This window comes from Vibrio sp. 10N.247.310.23, from assembly GCF_041467155.1.
Taxonomy (GTDB): domain Bacteria; phylum Pseudomonadota; class Gammaproteobacteria; order Enterobacterales; family Vibrionaceae; genus Vibrio; species Vibrio crassostreae_C.
This window is the reverse complement of the sequence record NZ_JBFSTZ010000027.1, coordinates 1-17,677: the sequence shown is the minus strand read 5'-3', so window position 1 is coordinate 17,677 and position 17,677 is coordinate 1. Positions and strand designations below refer to the sequence as shown.

15 protein-coding genes are annotated in these 17,677 nt (G+C 44.9%); 2 read left to right on the top strand and 13 right to left on the bottom strand.

The genetic code is table 11. From position 1 onward, the window contains the following. The 7 genes from rodA to leuS form a co-directional block, all read right to left on the bottom strand. Nucleotides 1–1,122 carry a rod shape-determining protein RodA gene (rodA, locus tag AB6D93_RS18620; RefSeq protein ID WP_017062334.1) on the bottom strand — a complete coding sequence of 374 codons (1,122 nt, stop codon included), beginning with the start codon at nt 1,120–1,122 and terminating at the stop codon, nt 1–3. Beyond that, a complete protein-coding gene (gene mrdA, locus AB6D93_RS18615; RefSeq protein WP_102333777.1) occupies nt 1,122–3,014 on the bottom strand; it encodes a penicillin-binding protein 2 in 1,893 nt (630 codons plus the stop codon). Before mrdA ends, rodA begins: the two co-directional genes overlap by 1 nt. A 6-nt stretch (nt 3,015–3,020) precedes the next feature. Beyond that, nucleotides 3,021–3,491 (bottom strand): 23S rRNA (pseudouridine(1915)-N(3))-methyltransferase RlmH, encoded by a 471-nt coding sequence (rlmH, locus tag AB6D93_RS18610; protein WP_004735246.1) that lies wholly within the window; start codon nt 3,489–3,491, stop codon nt 3,021–3,023. A gap of 3 nt (nt 3,492–3,494) precedes the next feature. Continuing rightward, entirely contained in the window at nt 3,495–3,812 is a 318-nt protein-coding gene (gene rsfS / locus AB6D93_RS18605) for a ribosome silencing factor (RefSeq protein WP_017067142.1), read from the bottom strand. Nucleotides 3,813–3,876: 64 nt separating this feature from the next. Continuing rightward, nucleotides 3,877–4,902 (bottom strand): DNA polymerase III subunit delta, encoded by a 1,026-nt coding sequence (holA, locus tag AB6D93_RS18600; RefSeq protein ID WP_102333778.1) that lies wholly within the window; start codon nt 4,900–4,902, stop codon nt 3,877–3,879. Nucleotides 4,903–4,914: 12 nt separating this feature from the next. Then, a complete protein-coding gene (gene lptE, locus AB6D93_RS18595; protein WP_102333779.1) occupies nt 4,915–5,553 on the bottom strand; it encodes an LPS assembly lipoprotein LptE in 639 nt (212 codons plus the stop codon). A 179-nt stretch (nt 5,554–5,732) separates the two neighbouring features. Next, a complete protein-coding gene (leuS, locus tag AB6D93_RS18590) occupies nt 5,733–8,309 on the bottom strand; it encodes a leucine--tRNA ligase (RefSeq protein ID WP_102333780.1) in 2,577 nt (858 codons plus the stop codon). 263 nt (nt 8,310–8,572) lie between these two features. On the opposite strand from leuS, the gene AB6D93_RS18585 reads away from it, so the two are divergent. Next, a complete protein-coding gene (locus AB6D93_RS18585) occupies nt 8,573–9,043 on the top strand; it encodes a zinc ribbon-containing protein (RefSeq protein WP_017062329.1) in 471 nt (156 codons plus the stop codon). A gap of 90 nt (nt 9,044–9,133) precedes the next feature. Here the strand turns inward: AB6D93_RS18585 and lnt are convergent, their stop codons facing one another. From lnt to miaB, 5 genes are all read right to left on the bottom strand, one after another. Further along, nucleotides 9,134–10,651, bottom strand: a complete 1,518-nt coding sequence (lnt, locus tag AB6D93_RS18580) for an apolipoprotein N-acyltransferase (RefSeq protein ID WP_017064170.1) — start codon at nt 10,649–10,651, stop codon at nt 9,134–9,136. A gap of 32 nt (nt 10,652–10,683) precedes the next feature. Further along, a complete protein-coding gene (gene corC, locus AB6D93_RS18575; protein WP_012603382.1) occupies nt 10,684–11,574 on the bottom strand; it encodes a CNNM family magnesium/cobalt transport protein CorC in 891 nt (296 codons plus the stop codon). Nucleotides 11,575–11,694: 120 nt separating this feature from the next. Next, a complete protein-coding gene (gene ybeY / locus AB6D93_RS18570) occupies nt 11,695–12,156 on the bottom strand; it encodes an rRNA maturation RNase YbeY (protein ID WP_102333781.1) in 462 nt (153 codons plus the stop codon). Beyond that, complete coding sequence (locus tag AB6D93_RS18565; protein WP_017062327.1) at nt 12,157–13,278, bottom strand: PhoH family protein; 1,122 nt, start codon at nt 13,276–13,278, stop codon at nt 12,157–12,159. It lies immediately after the preceding gene. A gap of 163 nt (nt 13,279–13,441) precedes the next feature. Next, nucleotides 13,442–14,866, bottom strand: coding sequence for a tRNA (N6-isopentenyl adenosine(37)-C2)-methylthiotransferase MiaB (miaB, locus tag AB6D93_RS18560; protein ID WP_065584439.1), 1,425 nt, complete (start codon nt 14,864–14,866; stop codon nt 13,442–13,444). 308 nt (nt 14,867–15,174) lie between these two features. Between miaB and AB6D93_RS18555 the strand changes: the two genes are divergently transcribed. Beyond that, the gene (locus AB6D93_RS18555) at nt 15,175–16,350 is read left to right on the top strand and encodes a 2-octaprenyl-3-methyl-6-methoxy-1,4-benzoquinol hydroxylase (protein ID WP_102333782.1); all 1,176 of its coding nucleotides are present in this window, start codon (nt 15,175–15,177) and stop codon (nt 16,348–16,350) included. Nucleotides 16,351–16,418: 68 nt separating this feature from the next. On the opposite strand, the gene AB6D93_RS18550 is transcribed toward AB6D93_RS18555, so the two are convergent. Further along, nucleotides 16,419–17,465, bottom strand: coding sequence for a lactonase family protein (locus AB6D93_RS18550; RefSeq protein ID WP_102333783.1), 1,047 nt, complete (start codon nt 17,463–17,465; stop codon nt 16,419–16,421). Nucleotides 17,466–17,677 lie beyond the last annotated feature (212 nt).

Sequence of the window (17,677 nt, the reverse complement as noted above, 5' to 3'; positions counted from 1 at the left end):
TTAGGTCGCCTTTGAGAATGCTTTTCTGTGTGTATGTATCGACATTAAAATACCAAAACCAGCCATAAGGGTAACCATTGAAGTACCGCCATAACTGACTAGAGGAAGAGGAACACCAACTACAGGTAGAATGCCACTTACCATGCCAATGTTTACAAAAATATAAACGAAGAAGCTCAGTACAATACTTCCGCCCATCATTCGACCGAATGCGGTTTGAGCTTGGCTCGCAAGCACTAAGCCACGTCCAATAATAAACAGGTAGATCGCAAGCAAGAACAAGATACCGATCATGCCCCATTCTTCGGCGATGACCGCAAAAATGAAGTCAGTATGACGCTCTGGGATGAACTCTAGTTGAGATTGAGTGCCTTGCAACCAACCTTTTCCTGATATACCACCCGAACCTATCGCAATCTTACTTTGAATGATGTGGTAACCCGCACCTAATGGATCTGATTCAGGATCAAAAAGGGTTCTAACACGCACTTTTTGATATTCACGCATCAAGAAGAACCATAGGATTGGGATAAATGCCCCTAATGCGATTGCCGCGCTAGCAATGATTTTCCAACTGATACCAGCCAGGAATATCACGAAGATACCAGATGCGGCGATAAGGATAGATGTACCTAGGTCAGGCTGCTTTGCGATTAGAATCGTCGGTACAAACACCATCACTAGCGAGATCGCTAATGTTTGGAATGTTGGTGGAAGTGAGCGCTTACCGATAAATCGTGCCAGCATCAAAGGCACCGCGAGCTTTAATAGCTCTGACGGTTGGAATCGAACAAAGCCGAAGTTTAACCAACGCTGGGCGCCTTTAGAGGCTTCACCAAAGAACAACACGCCCAATAGCAAGATGACACCACCTACAAATAGCAGTGGTGCCAAGGTTTCATAAGTACGAGGTGAGATTTGCGCTAGGAAGATCATCACACCTAAAGACAGAGCCATGCGCATCGCCTGGCGGTCCATCATCGCAAGGCTTTGTCCGCTTGCGCTGTACATGATCAGCAGGGCAAAGCCCATTAAAACCAGAATGCCAAGCAAAAGCGGCAGGTCGATATGCAGCCTTTCGAATAGGGCTCTATTTCGTCCAGTTGAAGGATCAAGTTTCATTATTTAATTGGCTCACTTTGATAATCTTCTGCAAGGATAATATGGTCTAAAATCCTTCTTACTACTGGGCCGCCGTTAGAAGAACCGCCACCTGCGTTCTCTAGAACGATAGTCACGACGGCTTCAGGATCTTCAAAAGGCGCGTAACCCGTAAAGAGGGCGTGATCGCGTAAGTGCTCTGCGATTTCGTCCGCGTTGTACTCTTCATCTTCTTTTAAGCCGAATACCTGCGCGGTACCCGATTTACCAGCGGTTTGGTAAGACATCTTCTGGAATGAACGTCTTGCCGTACCTTTCTTACCGTGGTTAGCCAGCCTCATACCTTCCTGAGCGATATCCCAATACTTCTTCTTAACCCCGGTTAGCGGTGGGTAAGTTTCAATGTCCGACATGATTTGTTCATCGAATGGACGACCGTTATCAATGGTTGAACGAAGTAGGTGAGGTGCGGTTACTTCACCTTCATTGACCAAAACTGATGTGGCTTTTGCAATCTGCATGGGTGTTGCAGTCCAGTAGCCTTGGCCAATACCAACTGGGATGGTGTCACCTTGGTACCAAGGCACACGGTGTCTTGCCATCTTCCAATCACGAGTTGGCATATTGGCTTTGCTTTCTTCATAAATATCGATGCCAGTATAATCACCAAAGCCGAACATCATCATCCATTTGGATATGCGATCAATGCCGAGATCATAAGCAATTTGGTAAAAGAAAGTATCCACTGACTCTTCAATCGCTTTCTCTATATCAACGACCCCGTGTCCCCAACGCAACCAGTCACGGAATGGTCTCGTTTTTGAGTTTGGTATCTTCCAATAGCCTGGGTCATTGCGCGTAGTGTTTGGTGTAATAACACCTTCTTGCAGAGCAGCAACAGCAATGAATGGCTTGATCGTCGATGCTGGTGGGTAAATACCTAGCGTTGCACGGTTAACCAAAGGGCGGTCTTTGTCTTGAAGCAGGGCGTTATAACCTTTAGACGAAATACCATGTACGAATGCATTTGGGTCGTAGCTTGGGCTAGATACCATGGCTAACACGCCATTTTCTTTCGGGTCGAGAACGATAGCTGAGCCACGGCGGCCATCCAGTAACTTATGTACGTATAGTTGTAGCTTGATATCCAAGTTGAGCACGATATCTTTACCCGGAACCGACGGTACAAATTTTAGAGTACGGATCACTCGTCCACGGCTGTTAACTTCGACTTCTTGATAGCCAGCGGTACCGTGAAGCATGTCTTCGTAGTAGCGCTCAATACCAAGTTTACCGATGTCGCGAGTGGCTTGGTAATTGGCGTCTTTCTCTTCGCGAACCAGGCGCTGCATATCACGGTCATTGATGCGCGATACGTAGCCAATCACGTGAGTTAACACATCACCATAAGGGTAGAAACGTTTTAGCGTACCTGTAACTTCAACGCCTGGGAACTTATGTTGATTTACAGAGAAGATCGCAACTTGTTCTTCGGTAAGCTGATTCAGAATAGGTACTGACTTGAAGCGTCGTGAATTGCGACGATCACGATCAAATAGTTCAATGCGCTCTGGCGGGATCTCGATTAATTCTTGTAGACGGACGAGCGTGTCATCCATATCTTTGATTTTTTCTGGTGTGATTTCTAGGTTGAAAACCGGGCGATTTTCGGCAAGAAGCACACCATTACGATCATAAATCAAACCACGGTTGGGGGCGATTGGAACGACCTTGATACGGTTATCGTTAGAGCGGGTTTTATAGTCTTGATATTGATTGACCTGAATGTTGTACAGATTAACAACCAACATCGATATCATGACTATGATCCCCGCAAACGCAACAAAAGCACGATTAGTAAATAGTCGTGCTTCTGCTTTGTAATCACGGATTTGGCTACGTTTACGTAACATTAACGCTTATTCTCGATGATAAGGGTGGTTAGCAGTGATGCTCCAAGCTCGATACAAGCTTTCAGCCATGATAACGCGTACTAATGGGTGAGGGAGAGTAAGCGCAGACAGAGACCAACTTTGGTCTGCAGCCGCTTTACATGCAGGTGCTAATCCTTCAGGCCCGCCGATAAGGATAGAAACGTCGCGTCCATCCAACTTCCAACTTTCCAATTGCTCTGCCAGTTGTGGTGTGTCCCACTTTTTACCTGGGATATCAAGCGTGACAATGCGGTTGCCTTTTGGAACCGCTGCCAACATCGCTTCGCCTTCTTTTTGAAGAATGCGTGCAATATCCGCATTTTTACCGCGCTTTCCCGCAGTAATTTCAATGAGCTCTAATGGCATATCATGAGGGAAGCGGCGTTTATATTCTTTAAAGCCTTCTTCAACCCACTTTGGCATTTTTGTGCCAACTGCGATTAACTGGATCTTCAAAGCTTAGCCCCAAAGTTTTTCTAGTTGGTACAGTTCACGGTGTTCTTCTTGCATAACGTGAAGCATGCTTGTGCCCATATCTAGAACAACCCATTCACCTTCTTGCTGGCCGTCCATGCCTAGTGGCTGCATACCTGCTTTACGTATTTCATCAGCAACATGCTGTGCAATAGAAGCAACATGGCGCTTAGAGGTACCTGTACAAACAATCATGTAATCAGTAACGCTTGATTTGCCTTCTACATCGATAGTCACAATCGATTCTGCTTTCATATCGTCGGCTTTGTCTGCAAGAAAATCTTTTAGTTCTTCACGTAACACGGGGTGTTCCTTTAATCTGAATTTAGCTTTTTAGGGGCTGTCGACCCTAGAATATACCACGCTTTTATGCGTGAAATGGTATTGAAGCTGAAGGGATACAAAACTCTACGCTTAACTGATGAATTAGTGGCCAAGGCGACTGCTCATATTGAGTTTTTGTCATCAATTCAGCTTGAGTGAGCAACGCGAACAAAGAGTGTAATTGAGAAATCGAAACTCTTGTTAGCGCGGCGTTATAAAGAGGCTTTTTAGATTGCCAGATACGGTGTTTTTCGAAGACCTGACCAATCGGCATCTGTTTCATTTGTTGCTGCATTTGTAATAGCAGAGCAAGCTCTCGTTGTATGCTACGTAATAAAATGACGGGTTCGACACCTTCAGCTTCTAGCTGACGCAGGATTCGTTGTGCTCGGTTACCTTTGCCTGCCAATAACGCATCACTCCAATGGAATGGAGTAAAATGGTTGTGTCGACTCAGCGATTCTTCTAAGCGTACTAACGTGAGTTTTCCATCTGGGTATTGGAGAGCCAGTTTTTCTAGGCTTTGGGTGAGAGCAAATAGATTACCCTCATGCCATTGCGCCAGCATTTGAATCGCTTCAGGGTCTGGCGTTAAACCGATTTGACGGCAACGCGCTTGGACAAACTGAGGTAACCGACTGACATCTGGCGTTAGGCAACTGACCCAGTGACCCTGATTCGAAAGAGCCTTAAACCACTTAGCGCTTTCTTGAGCTTTGGTGAGCTTAGTGCCCACCAAGATTAACAAGATATCACTGTGGATATGCTCGGAGATTGCGAGTAGCTCTTTCGCTATTGCGGTATTGACGCCTGACTCTGGCAGTTCAAGCTCGATGACCTGACGGCTAGAGAATAGGCTCAGTGCTTGAGTGCAGTCGTAGACTTGATTCCAGTCGAGACTGCTATCAATCGCAAAGCGGTGACGTTCTTCAAAGCCTTGCTGTTTTGCAGCCTTTTGAATCGCTTCTCGGCTCTCTTGCAACAGTAGCGGTTCGTTACCAAAAATTAGGTAAACATTACTCAACTGTTTAATAAGTTGCTCTGATAAGCGGTCAGCAAAAATACGCATCAAATAAACCTATTACTCAGCCGAATCGCTAAGTGTTGGTTGTTCTTCTGAAGCTGGTACGATCTCAACATTCTTGATGTTGTATTGCTTTTCGAGTTCTTTCACTTGAACGTGCTCTAGTGCATCTAGGTCCATGCTATCAGCTGCAATGTTCGCTTTTAGACGAGCCATCTGACGAAGGATTTGGCTTGTTGCCAACTTACGCATCTCATCTTCGATCATGTCTCGTTCAACCGACTTCGCAAGTGCAGTTAGCGGGTTATCTAGGTAACTACGGGTTACGCTGGTTGAGAACGTCTTTGAGCCTAGATCCGGGACAGTTACGCGGTATGAAGCGCGGAATGTCAGTTCTTTCTCTGCTGCACGAGTGTTTTGGTATAGAGACAGAGTTCGCTCACCTACGCTCTCACTAATAATATGCAGGTTAGGTGTATTCTCAGCCGGTAGCACAATTTCTACATCATTCATACGCAGTTGACCTTTCATCATACGTGTAAACGTACTGTATTGGTCGTAACTGGTTACGGAGATCTTGTTGAGTTCTTCTGGTACGGAGTAATCACCACGTAGGTGGAAACCACACGCACTTAATAGGCTGACGGTTAAAACAACAACAGTAACTTTCAATGAAGATAGTGAAATCAGGCGCATTATTTGATGGCTCTCATGAAGGTAGAATACTTATTTAAAGGCTTTAGTTCGTTTGAGTGGTTAGGCTCAAGTCTAAAGCGCTTAAATAAGTAGACAGGGCAATTAGCTACCCTGTCTACAGACTGCTTTTGATGAATTAAGTTCGTTAATTCTTTAGCAATTGCATTGTGCTAACGAAATTAGTTAGCAACGATGTTTAGAAGCTTACCTGGTACGAAGATAACTTTACGGATAGTTAAGCCATCTAGGAACTTCTTAGCGTTCTCATCGTTTAGACCAAGCTCACGAACTTGCTCTTCTGTTGCATCAGCAGCAACGGTTAGTTTCGCACGTAGCTTACCGTTGATCATAACAACGATAGTTTTCTCGTCTTCAACTAGCGCTTTCTCATCGAAAGTTGGCCATGTTGCTGAGTCTACGTTTGATTCACCAAGTGCAATCCACATTTCGTAAGAGATGTGTGGAGTCATTGGGTAAAGCATGCGTACTACCGCTTTTAGCGCTTCGTCAAGGATTGCACGGTCTTGTGCAGATTCTTGAGGTGCTTTCGCCAGCTTGTTCATCAGTTCCATGATTGCAGCGATTGCCGTGTTGAACGTTTGGCGACGGCCAATATCGTCCGTTACTTTCGCGATAGTTTTATGGATATCACGACGAAGTGCTTTTTGGTCGCCAGATAGCGCAGAAGCATCAACAGATTCAGCAGCACCCTTAGAAGAGTGAGCGTGAACCAATTTCCAAACACGTTTAAGGAAGCGGTTAGCCCCTTCAACGCCAGACTCTTGCCACTCAAGCGTCATGTCTGCAGGTGATGCAAACATCATGAATAGACGTACTGTATCAGCGCCGTACTTGTCTACCATCTCTTGTGGGTCGATACCGTTGTTCTTAGACTTAGACATTTTGATCATGCCTGAGTGTTCAACTTCACGACCTTGATCGTCGACTGCTTTTTCGATGCGACCTTTACCGTCACGTTCAACCGTTACGTCAGTCGGTGCAATCCACTCTTTGGTGCCTTTTTCGTTTTCGTGATAGAACGCGTCAGCCAGAACCATGCCTTGACATAGTAGTTGCTTGAACGGTTCATCAGACGTCACGTAGCCAGCATCACGTAGAAGTTTATGGAAGAAACGAGAGTAAAGCAGGTGCATACAAGCGTGCTCGATACCACCAACGTATTGGTCAACTGGTAGCCAGTAGTTTGCTTTCTCTGGATCTAGAATGTCGTCTGCTTGCGGTGAACAGTAACGTGCGTAGTACCAAGAAGACTCCATAAACGTATCGAACGTGTCAGTCTCACGTAGAGCGGGTTCGCCGTTGAATGTTGTTTCAGCCCAAGACTTGTCAGCCTTGATTGGGCTCGTTACGCCATCCATTACTACATCTTCAGGAAGAATGACTGGCAGTTGGTCTGCTGGTACTGGGTGAACTTCACCGTCTTCAGTGGTTACCATTGGGATTGGAGCGCCCCAGTAACGTTGACGAGATACACCCCAGTCACGTAGACGGAAGTTTACTGTCTTCTTACCTTTGCCTTCAGCTTCAAGCTTCGCAGCAATTGCATCGAATGCTTCTTGGAACGCAAGACCATCGAATTCACCAGAATCGAACAGTACACCTTTCTCTGTGTAAGCCGCTTCAGATACGTCTAGTTCAGAACCGTCTTCAGGTTTAATTACTGGGATGATATCGATGCCGTACTTAGTTGCGAATTCGTAGTCACGTTGATCGTGAGCAGGAACTGCCATTACCGCACCTGTGCCGTAATCCATAAGAACGAAGTTAGCTACGTAAACAGGAACAACACGGCCGTTAAGAGGGTGGATAGCCGTTAGGCCAGTATCCATACCTTTCTTTTCCATCGTTGCCAGTTCAGCTTCAGCAACTTTGGTGTTGCGACATTCGTCAACGAATGCAGCAAGCTCAGGGTTGTTCTTCGATGCTTTCTCTGCAAGAGGGTGACCTGCAGCGATACCAACGTAAGAAACACCCATTAGTGTATCTGGACGAGTTGTGTAAACTTCTAATGGAGCTTCTTCACCGTTAACAGTGAAAGATAGCTCAACACCTTCAGAGCGACCGATCCAGTTGCGTTGCATGGTCTTAACCATTTCAGGCCAACCATCAAGGTTATCTAGATCATCTAGTAGCTCTTGAGCGTACTCAGTGATTTTGATAAACCACTGTGGAATCTTCTTTTGTTCTACTGGAGTATCACAACGCCAGCAGCAACCATCTTCTACTTGCTCGTTTGCCAGTACCGTTTGGTCGTTTGGACACCAGTTCACAGAAGACGTCTTCTTGTACACTAGGCCTTTTTCGTAAAGCTTAGTGAAGAACTCTTGCTCCCAACGGTAGTACTCAGGTGTACACGTTGCGAATTCACGGTTCCAGTCGTAACCAAAGCCTAAAAGCTTCAGCTGGTTTTTCATGTACTCAATGTTTTCGTAAGTCCAAGGTGCAGGCGCTGTGTTGTTTTTAACCGCTGCGTTTTCTGCTGGTAGGCCGAATGCATCCCAACCAATTGGCTGCATTACGTTTTTACCTTGTAGGCGTTGGAAACGAGATACCACATCACCGATGGTGTAGTTACGCACGTGACCCATGTGCAGTCGGCCACTTGGGTAAGGGAACATAGAAAGACAGTAGAATTTTTCTTTGTTTGGGTCTTCACTTACAACGAAAGTCTCGCTGTTATCCCAGTGTTGTTGAACCTTTTGTTCAATCTCTTGCGGGTTATATTGTTCTTGCATCGATGGTATCCGGTTATCTTGGAATTTGTGAGTTCGGTTAGAACAGAATCTTACAGATCGTCATAGAATACCTAAAGGAGCCTAGTACAACAATAGTTATACCCTTCATACTTGCAGTTGCTGCCTAGTAGATGGCGTAATTTTCACTGAATTTCGCTGGGCAACTATACTTAAGAGTATGAATTGCATTTGTTTGTGAGCGGGAGTGCATTGCGACACATCCGTTTGCACGCGTAAAAGTTGGTTATCTTAAGGAGGTTGTTATGCCGAAGAAAAAAGCGCTCTATGAAGAAGTCGTCGAAGAGGTGATTGAAACGCTGAAGCATAGCCCTGAAGAGCTCAACAACAAAATCGAAACGTCGGGCAAGTTTGCGAAAGCAGCTAATGATATGACTAAAGATGAGCTTTCATTGATCTCTGCCTACGTGAAGTCGGACTTAAAAGAGTTTTCCGAAAGCTATGAAGAGAGTAAAAGCGGTCCATTCTATTTGATGATTGCGGACTCTATTTGGCAAGGGCTGTTGGATATTACTGATCGTACTAAGGTGGAATGGGTTGAACTGTTCCAAGACTTAGAACACCAAGGCTTGTATCAAGCGGGTGAAGTCATTGGCTTGGGAACCTTAGTATGTGACGAGTGTGGTCACCAAACCGAATATAACCACCCAACCAATATCATTCCATGCATTAAATGTGGTTCTAAAGGGTTTAGTCGTAAAGCCCTTAAACCGTAAGCTTCTGAACCATAGCGTATCAACGCAAAACCACAGCAATGAAAAAGGGTTGACCCGATCAGTCAACCCTCAAATCACTTTTCGTCGAATCTAGCTTTTTGGCTTTCTAATTACCCAACCAATCACCAAGCTGAGCATCGCCCAGATATACAGTGGCCAAGTACCTACTGTGTGATAAGGCGTTTGACCATCCGTTGAAATGAGTTCAGCTTTTAACACTGCCGTTTCAAACTGAGGCACTTGCTTGATTATATTGCCTTTGTAATCAGTAACTGCCGTCACACCGTTGTTGGTCGAGCGAATAACCGGCTTACCAAGCTCCAGAGCACGCATCTGTGCAATTTCCATATGTTGCAGAGGGCCAATCGAACGACCAAACCACGCATCGTTAGAGAGCGTTAAAATAAAGTCAGTCTCGTCGGTTACGTTCTGTCTAACTTGATCATTAAAGATGATCTCATAACACAGTGCCGGCGCTAAGTGACGACCATTTGCCACTATGTTTGGTTGAACAAAGTCGCCACGGCTAAATGATGACATTGGCAAGTTAAAGAAAGGTGCTAATGGACGCAAGATATCTTCAAACGGCACAAACTCACCAAATGGTAACAGGTGGTGTTTATGGTAGCGCTCGTCTGGATCGTAGCTGTACTCACCGTATGGATTCACACCGAGAGAAAGAACACTGTTGTAGTATTTCTTATCTTCAGACTGATTCAGCACACCGGTAATGATCGAACTGTTGTTCATCTTCGCTGCGCTATCCAAGTTACGTAGGAAAGATGGGATCTCAACTTCGAATGCTGGAATAGCCGCTTCAGGCCAGATGATGATATCCGCTCCCCAGTTTTCTCTGCTTAGGTCGGTGTACTTCATCATGGTTGGCCAGCGATGACTCGGTAGCCATTTACTGTCTTGATCGACGTTGCCTTGTATCAAGACGACTGACGTGGTTTTTTCAGGGTTCGGCGTGACCCAGTCGATGTTGCGAATACCAAAGCCTGCACTAAATACGACGGCGGGAATGAGAGCGATGCTCCAAGCCCGGTTAACAATCGCATAAGTGAATGCAGAGGCTGAAACAATGATCGCTAAAGTTACTAGCTCTACGCCGCCAATCGGTGCAAATGAACCCAATGGCGAATCGATTTGGCTGTAGCCTAACCAAAGCCAAGGGAAGCCCGTCATTACCCAGCCACGCAGCCAATCACAGACTAGCCAGAATGCAGGAGCTGCAAGGAAAAAGCGGCTTAGGTTATTGGCAGGGAAGAATTTATTCAAACCCCAGGTAAATAGCCCTGAATAAACGGCTAGGTAGCCAACAAGCAATGCCATCAAAAATAGGTTGGCTGCCAGTGGCATGCCGCCAAAACCATCAATGCTGACGTATACCCAGCTGATACCTGTGGTGAATTGACCTAAACCCCATGCGTAGCCAATCCAAAGCGCACTTTTAGGAGAGCGGTTGTGGATCAGTAACAGCAACAAAGCTGGGCTGAGAATAGCAAGAGGCCATATAGAGTATGGAGCGAATGAAAGGGTGGTTATAGCGCCAACAAAAACGGCCGCAAGCGGCCGTAATAGGCGATGAATAAAGGTATTAGTCATCTAATTTCTGTCATCTCTTTAGAGAGAAGTTGTTATTCTTCGATAGTCGGAAGAGGCTGTTCGTCAGGAATGGTTACCTGTAGCTGAATCACACGACGGTTATCTGCTGATGTTATTTTGAAATGGTAGTTTTCGATTTCTACAATTTCGCCACGAACCGGCAGGTGGCCGAGTGCTGTCATAACCATGCCGCCTACCGTATCCACTTCGTCGTCACTAAAGGCAGTGTTAAACGTATCGTTGAACTCTTCAATAGTGGTTAAAGCTTTTACAGAGAAGGTATGCTTACTCAGCTTACGAATATCTAGCTCTTCTTCATCGTCGAACTCGTCTTCAATTTCACCAACGATTTCTTCGAGGATATCTTCAATGGTTACCAGGCCAGAAACTCCACCAAACTCATCGACAACGATAGACATGTGGTAACGCTCTTCTTGGAACTCCTTAAGCAGGCGATCAACTCGCTTACTTTCAGGAACAACCACGACAGGGCGAATCACTTGTTCGATATCAAATGGAGCACTTTCTGAACCCAAATACTTAAGTAGGTCCTTCGCTAATAGAATGCCTTCAACATGGTCTTTATCTTCACTGATCACTGGGTAGCGAGAGTGTTGAGCATCAGTAATGAGCGCAATCAATGTATCTAGATCATCTGTGCGTTCAACTGTAACCATTTGAGAGCGAGGCAGCATGATATCGCGTACTCGCATCTCTGAAATTTCCATAACACCCTCGAGCATGTCGCGTGTGTCGTGGTCAATTAGGTCATTAATTTCTGAGTCGCGGATTACATCTACGAGCTCTTGGCGATCTTTTACTTCACCTTGAAATAGTTGGCCTAGGCGTTCAAAGAAGGACTTTCTACTCGGACCTTCAGATTTTTTACTTCCCTCAGAAGTGGGGGGGTTACCTTCGTTCATGATTTCTCAAAAAATAACGCTATCAGAAGTGTGATAGCACACGTTACAACTCAGATTCCTGTGAAAATCACAGGTTCGATGAGTTATTGTTTCTCTGCAACCTACTTTACTAGAATCAATTTACTTTTCTAGAATGTAAGGGTCTTCAAACCCCATAGATTGCATGATTTCTGTCTCGAGTGACTCCATCTCTTCAGCTTCATCATCTTCGATATGATCATAACCTAGCAGATGCAGACTGCCATGTACAACCATATGAGCCCAGTGTGCTAGCAGAGGCTTACTTTGCTCTTCTGCTTCTTTTTCGACAACTTGGCGGCAGATAATGAGGTCGCCCAGTAGATCTAACTCGATCCCTAGAGGAGCCTCGAATGGAAAAGACAACACGTTAGTTGGCTTATCTTTGCCACGATATTCATGATTGAGCTGGTGGCTTTCTTGTGTATCAACGATACGAACCGTCAACTCAGCGTTCTCTTGAAACTGAGGAATTGTCTTGTCCAACCAAAGCTGAATATCTTGCTCAGTTGGAAGACCTTGCTCATTTTCGACCGCTAATTGCAGGTCTAGTTCAATAGACATCTATTTATCACCTTGTTCTGCAATTACAGAGCTATTTTGTGTTGCTAATTGTGTCGTAACTACCTGCTGAGCCTCAAGAAGTTTGGCTTCACGCTCTTCACGTTTACGCTTTTCAAACTCTTTGCGCTCTTTCTGGTCTTTTGCTTCCCACTTCTCGTATGCGTTGACGATACGAGCAACTACAGGGTGACGAACGACGTCTTCAGACATGAAGAAGTTAAAGCTAATGTCGTCGACTTCATTGAGCACTTCAGTCGCATGGCGTAAGCCTGATTTTGCACCACGAGGTAAATCGATTTGCGTAATATCACCTGTGATCACAGCGCGTGAGTTAAAACCGATACGGGTTAAGAACATCTTCATCTGTTCTACCGTGGTGTTTTGGCTCTCATCAAGAATGATAAACGCATCATTCAATGTACGACCACGCATGTAAGCCAGTGGCGCAACTTCAATTACGTTACGTTCAATCAGCTTCTCAACTCGCTCAAAGCCAAGCATCTCAAACAGCGCATCGTAAAGTGGACGTAAATATGGGTCTACTTTTTGGCTTAAATCACCCGGTAGGAAACCAAGCTTCTCACCGGCTTCAACAGCAGGGCGCGTCAATAGAATGCGACGAATCTCTTGGCGTTCAAGTGCATCAACTGCTGCAGCAACGGCTAAGTAGGTTTTACCTGTACCTGCTGGCCCAATACCAAAGGTGATGTCATGAGTCACCATGTTCATTAGGTACTGTGCTTGGTTTGGCGTTCGAGGTTTGATGACGCCTTTTTTAGTCTTAATGGTCACTTCTTTGCCGTAGTCAATTTCAGACTCGACGTGTTGCTCCAAAATGCCTGACTCGGTGATCGCCAGATGTATTTGCTCTGGTTCGATATCGATTATGTTGCCTTTAACTGGAGCCGTTTCAACATAGAGGTGTTTGATGATGTCTAAAGCTGCGGCTGTAGTGTGAGGCTTACCGACAATGGTGAAAAAGTTGCTACGGTAATTAATCTCAACGCCCAGACGACGCTCAAGATGCTTGATGTTGTCGTCAAATGGTCCGCATAAACTTGCCAAGCGCTTGTTGTCTGCTGGTTCTAGATTTATCTCTAAGGTAACGATTTTATTGCTCAAATTAGCCTCTCATTTTGTGCCACTCACTCTTAAATAAAACAAAGAGCAAAAAGCCCGATTTAGACCGGGCTTCTGATGGTGATATCCCTATTTCTAAGATGGTCACTTAGTTAGGTAATTTCAAGCTTTGTGTTTGCGCTTTGTGCTCAAACAGTTGTATTGCCTATGGCGTAAATGTCGCTACACCTAGCTCGTCTTCACGTTTTGTTTTTTCCATCATTTCTGCTGGAGTCATAACAACGCGTAGACCCATGTCTTTTTCTGTGCGAACTAGCTCACCACGTAGTGAGTTGGTGTAAACCTCAGTGATCTTCACATCTACGAATTGACCGATTAGGTCTGCAGAACCTTCGAAGTTCACAACACGGCTGTTTTCTGTACGGCCGCGAAGTTCCATTAGGTTCTTTCTTGATGGGCCTTCAACAAGGATACGTTGCTCTGTGCCTAACATTAGACGAGAGAAACGCATAGCTTGTGTGTTTACCGTTTGCTGCAGTTCGTACAGACGATCTTTCTTCTCTTGTGCTGGTACATCACATGGGTAATCTGCCGCTGGCGTACCTGGACGTGGAGAGAAAACAAAGCTGAAGCTCATATCGAAATCAACGTCTTTAATTAGCTTCATTGTATCTTGGAAGTCTTGCTTAGACTCACCAGGGAAACCAACAATAAAGTCAGAGCTGATTTGAATGTCAGGGCGAGCTTTACGCAGTTTACGGATAATAGATTTGTACTCGATAGCCGTATGTGGGCGCTTCATCATCGTAAGAATACGGTCACTACCACTTTGTACTGGTAGGTGAAGGAAGCTCACTAGCTCTGGTGTGTCTTTGTAAACTTCAATGATGTCGTCACCAAACTCAAGCGGGTGGCTTGTTGTGAAACGAATACGGTCGATACCGTCGATAGAAGCAACAAGACGAAGCAGTTCTGCGAATGAACAGATATCGCCTTCGTGTGTTGGACCGCGGTATGCGTTTACGTTTTGACCTAGCAGGTTAACTTCACGTACGCCTTGCTCTGCAAGTTGAGCAACTTCGAAAAGTACATCATCCATTGGACGGCTAACTTCTTCGCCACGTGTGTATGGTACAACGCAGTAAGTACAGTATTTAGAACAACCTTCCATGATAGAAACGAACGCCGTCGCGCCTTCAGCTTTTGGCTCTGGCAGGTTATCGAACTTTTCGATCTCTGGGAAAGAGATATCCATTACTGGCTTTTCGTTAGACAGTGATGATTTAATCATCTCTGGCAAACGGTGTAATGTTTGTGGGCCAAAGATAACGTCTACGTAAGGTGCACGTTGACGAATGTGATCACCTTCTTGAGTCGCTACACAGCCACCCACACCGATCACCACACCTTCTTTTTTATCTTTAAGCGTTTTCCAACGACCAAGCTGGTGGAATACTTTTTCTTGCGCTTTTTCGCGGATAGAACAAGTATTCAATAGTAGTACGTCTGCTTCCTCAGGTACTTCAGTTAGCTCATAGCCATTTGCAGCGTTAAGCAGGTCGGCCATTTTTGATGAATCATATTCATTCATCTGACAGCCCCAAGTTTTAATTAGCAGTTTCTTACTCATTATATGTTCGCTCGATCGTTAGTTTAATTTAAGGGAGCAAATCGCCCATTATTCATCCGCTAGCCCCGTTTGTCATAATTCGGTATTCAATTTTATGACAGGCTCTAGCGGCAAGCGGAGTATTGTACTGGTTTCAAAACCGACTGACTAGTAGTCTGAACAAATCTCTTATGTGGTGGTTTTTATTATCGTTAACGCCATATGCCATAAGGGATAACCCTTTTTTCGAATAAGGTTTTTGGTTACAAGTTAGTTATGAAAAAGTACAATCAAAAACAGTCAAAGAATCAAACTGATAAGTACGAAATATGAACAGTTACGATATTGTAGTAGTCGGTGGCGGCATGGTTGGCGCAGCAACAGCAATCGGTTTTGCAAAGCAAGGTCTGAGTGTTGCGGTGATCGAAGGTTTTGCCCCACAAGCTTTTGATGAATCGCAAGCGATGGACATTCGTGTGTCAGCGATTTCTCAAGCATCGGTCGATTTGCTTGAAAATCTTGGTGCATGGCAAAGTATTGCAGCAATGCGAGTGTGTTCTTATAAACGTTTAGAGACGTGGGAGCACCCAGAGTGTCGTACTCGATTTGATGCTGCCTCACTAGACCTTCCTCGTTTGGGCTATATCGTTGAGAACAGACTCATTCAATTAGGTTTATGGTCTCAATTTGATGCCTACGACAATCTCGAACTGTTATGCCCAGAAAAGCTCGATGTGATTGAGTTTGGTGAAATCAATATCGTAAAGCTTCAATCAGGGGCTGAGTTGTCTGCGAAGTGGGTGGTTGGTGCTGATGGTGCGAATTCAGCCGTTCGCCAACAAGCTGGAATTGGCATCACGGCTTGGGATTATCGACAACACTGTATGCTTATCAATGTAGAAACAGAACAACCTCAGCAAGATATTACTTGGCAGCAATTTCTACCAAGTGGCCCTCGTTCATTTTTGCCTTTGTGTTCTCTAACCTCTGACGGTCAAGAAGTCGGGCTGGGCTCGTTAGTTTGGTATGATTCTCCACTGCGTATTAAGCAACTGTCAGCAATGGCCCCTGAAAAACTACGTAACGAAGTACTTACTCACTTTCCTAAAGAGTTAGGTGATATCAAAGTCTTGAATTCGGGTTCTTTTCCTCTGACACGACGTCATGCTCAATCATACTCGAAGAATAACTGTATTTTGGTCGGAGACTCTGCGCATACCATCAACCCTTTGGCTGGGCAGGGTGTTAACTTAGGCTTCAAAGATGTATCAGTACTGCTGGATGTCACCAAAGAAAAGGGTGAATTGAACCAGTCTGTAGCAAGACGCTATGAAGTGATAAGAAGAGGCGACAATCTAATGATGCAAAGTGGCATGGATTTCTTCTACAAGACATTCAGCAACGACATTGGCCCACTGAAATTTGTACGTAATGCTGCTCTAAAACTAGCTGAAAATTCAGGCCCGATTAAAGCTCAAGTATTGAAATACGCTTTGGGTCTCTAATTGAGCGTTTAAGACTGCTTATGAAAAGAAGGAGAGCGAATGCTCTCCTTTTTTGTATCAGATGACTACTATCGCTGTTGCGTCACACAAACCGGTGCATCGATCTCTAAAGAGTACCCTGTATAAACCAAAGACCCATCTTCATTATCTCGCTTGAATGAGGTGATGTTGTTGGAGTGCTGGTTGGCGGCGATAAGCCATTTCCCATCGTTCGTTATATGGAAGTCTCTTGGGAATTTGCCTTCAGTGTCGTAGCTATCAATGAAAGTCAGCCTTTGAGTCTCAGAGTCGATTTTGAAGCTACTGATTCTTGATTGGTGTCGACATGACACATAAAGGAATTGCTCATCAGGCGATAGCTTAATCGCAGCTGCGGCTTCTCCCTTCTCCATATTAGGCAATGCATCAATCTCTTCCGCTACATTCCAAATGCCTAAAACCTTTTCCAAAGTCAGCAACGTTTCAGAGAGTTCACAGACCACATAGGCTCTGTCTTCAGCTTTGTTAAAGATTAAATGGCGAGGTCCATTGCCGGCGGGCACCTTAATAGACTGCATTGGCTCATCAAGGAACTCTTCTTGCTCTTCATCAAAGCAATAGAAGTTGATGCGATCGGTGCCGAGATCGACAGTCACAAACTGTGGTGAGTTTTGTAAGAACAGGCATTGATGGGCGTGTGGGCTAGTTTGTCTCTCTTTGTTTGGCCCGGAACCAACCATCTGGATTGTTTTGAGTCGTTTATCGATGCTGCCGTTGATACTTAAGCTAAAAATATCGAATGTGCCTGATGAGTATTGCGACGTGATAGCAAACTTATTGTGTGGATCTATCGCGACGTGACAAGGGTGATCTCCCGAGATGAGGCTTGTATTGTGTGTTAGCTGTGAATCAACATTAGGTATATGAATGAGCTGGGGCTGTTTTTGCTGGTCCACTTCCGATGCAGTATAGATCCCAGTCTTTGTTACAGTAATAAAAGAGGGGTTAGTACATTTGATGATCAGCTCTAGAGGTAATAGTTTTCCTGTTCCTAGATCTAACTGAGTTTGATAAACACCTTGGCTTTTACTTGGTGTATCTGTGTAGCAACCGATCGTTAAGGGGAGGGGTTTCATAGGCTAGTCATACTCAATTAGAAAATGGAGCTGACATTGTCTTATAAAATCGTATTAAAAGTGAGGTTATAGAAGAGAATACTTGGTGACTTGGCTAGCAGATTTGCATATTCCAGATAAAACAAAACCCAGCTAAAAAGCTGGGTTCTATTTAATGATGGTGCGGTCGGAGAGACTTGAACTCTCACACCTCTCGGCGCCAGAACCTAAAT

What these genes read in the sequence shown, in the direction of transcription:
- AB6D93_RS18550 (WP_102333783.1), bottom strand. Translation starts at nt 17,465, where the DNA reads ATGAAACCCCTCCCCTTAACGATCGGTTGCTACACAGATACACCAAGT.
- lptE (WP_102333779.1), bottom strand. Translation starts at nt 5,553, where the DNA reads ATGCGCCTGATTTCACTATCTTCATTGAAAGTTACTGTTGTTGTTTTA.
- rodA (WP_017062334.1), bottom strand. Translation starts at nt 1,122, where the DNA reads ATGAAACTTGATCCTTCAACTGGACGAAATAGAGCCCTATTCGAAAGG.
- ybeY (WP_102333781.1), bottom strand. Translation starts at nt 12,156, where the DNA reads ATGTCTATTGAACTAGACCTGCAATTAGCGGTCGAAAATGAGCAAGGT.
- miaB (WP_065584439.1), bottom strand. Translation starts at nt 14,866, where the DNA reads ATGAGTAAGAAACTGCTAATTAAAACTTGGGGCTGTCAGATGAATGAA.
- AB6D93_RS18585 (WP_017062329.1), top strand. Translation starts at nt 8,573, where the DNA reads ATGCCGAAGAAAAAAGCGCTCTATGAAGAAGTCGTCGAAGAGGTGATT.
- AB6D93_RS18555 (WP_102333782.1), top strand. Translation starts at nt 15,175, where the DNA reads ATGAACAGTTACGATATTGTAGTAGTCGGTGGCGGCATGGTTGGCGCA.
- mrdA (WP_102333777.1), bottom strand. Translation starts at nt 3,014, where the DNA reads ATGTTACGTAAACGTAGCCAAATCCGTGATTACAAAGCAGAAGCACGA.
- leuS (WP_102333780.1), bottom strand. Translation starts at nt 8,309, where the DNA reads ATGCAAGAACAATATAACCCGCAAGAGATTGAACAAAAGGTTCAACAA.
- lnt (WP_017064170.1), bottom strand. Translation starts at nt 10,651, where the DNA reads ATGACTAATACCTTTATTCATCGCCTATTACGGCCGCTTGCGGCCGTT.
- corC (WP_012603382.1), bottom strand. Translation starts at nt 11,574, where the DNA reads ATGAACGAAGGTAACCCCCCCACTTCTGAGGGAAGTAAAAAATCTGAA.
- holA (WP_102333778.1), bottom strand. Translation starts at nt 4,902, where the DNA reads ATGCGTATTTTTGCTGACCGCTTATCAGAGCAACTTATTAAACAGTTG.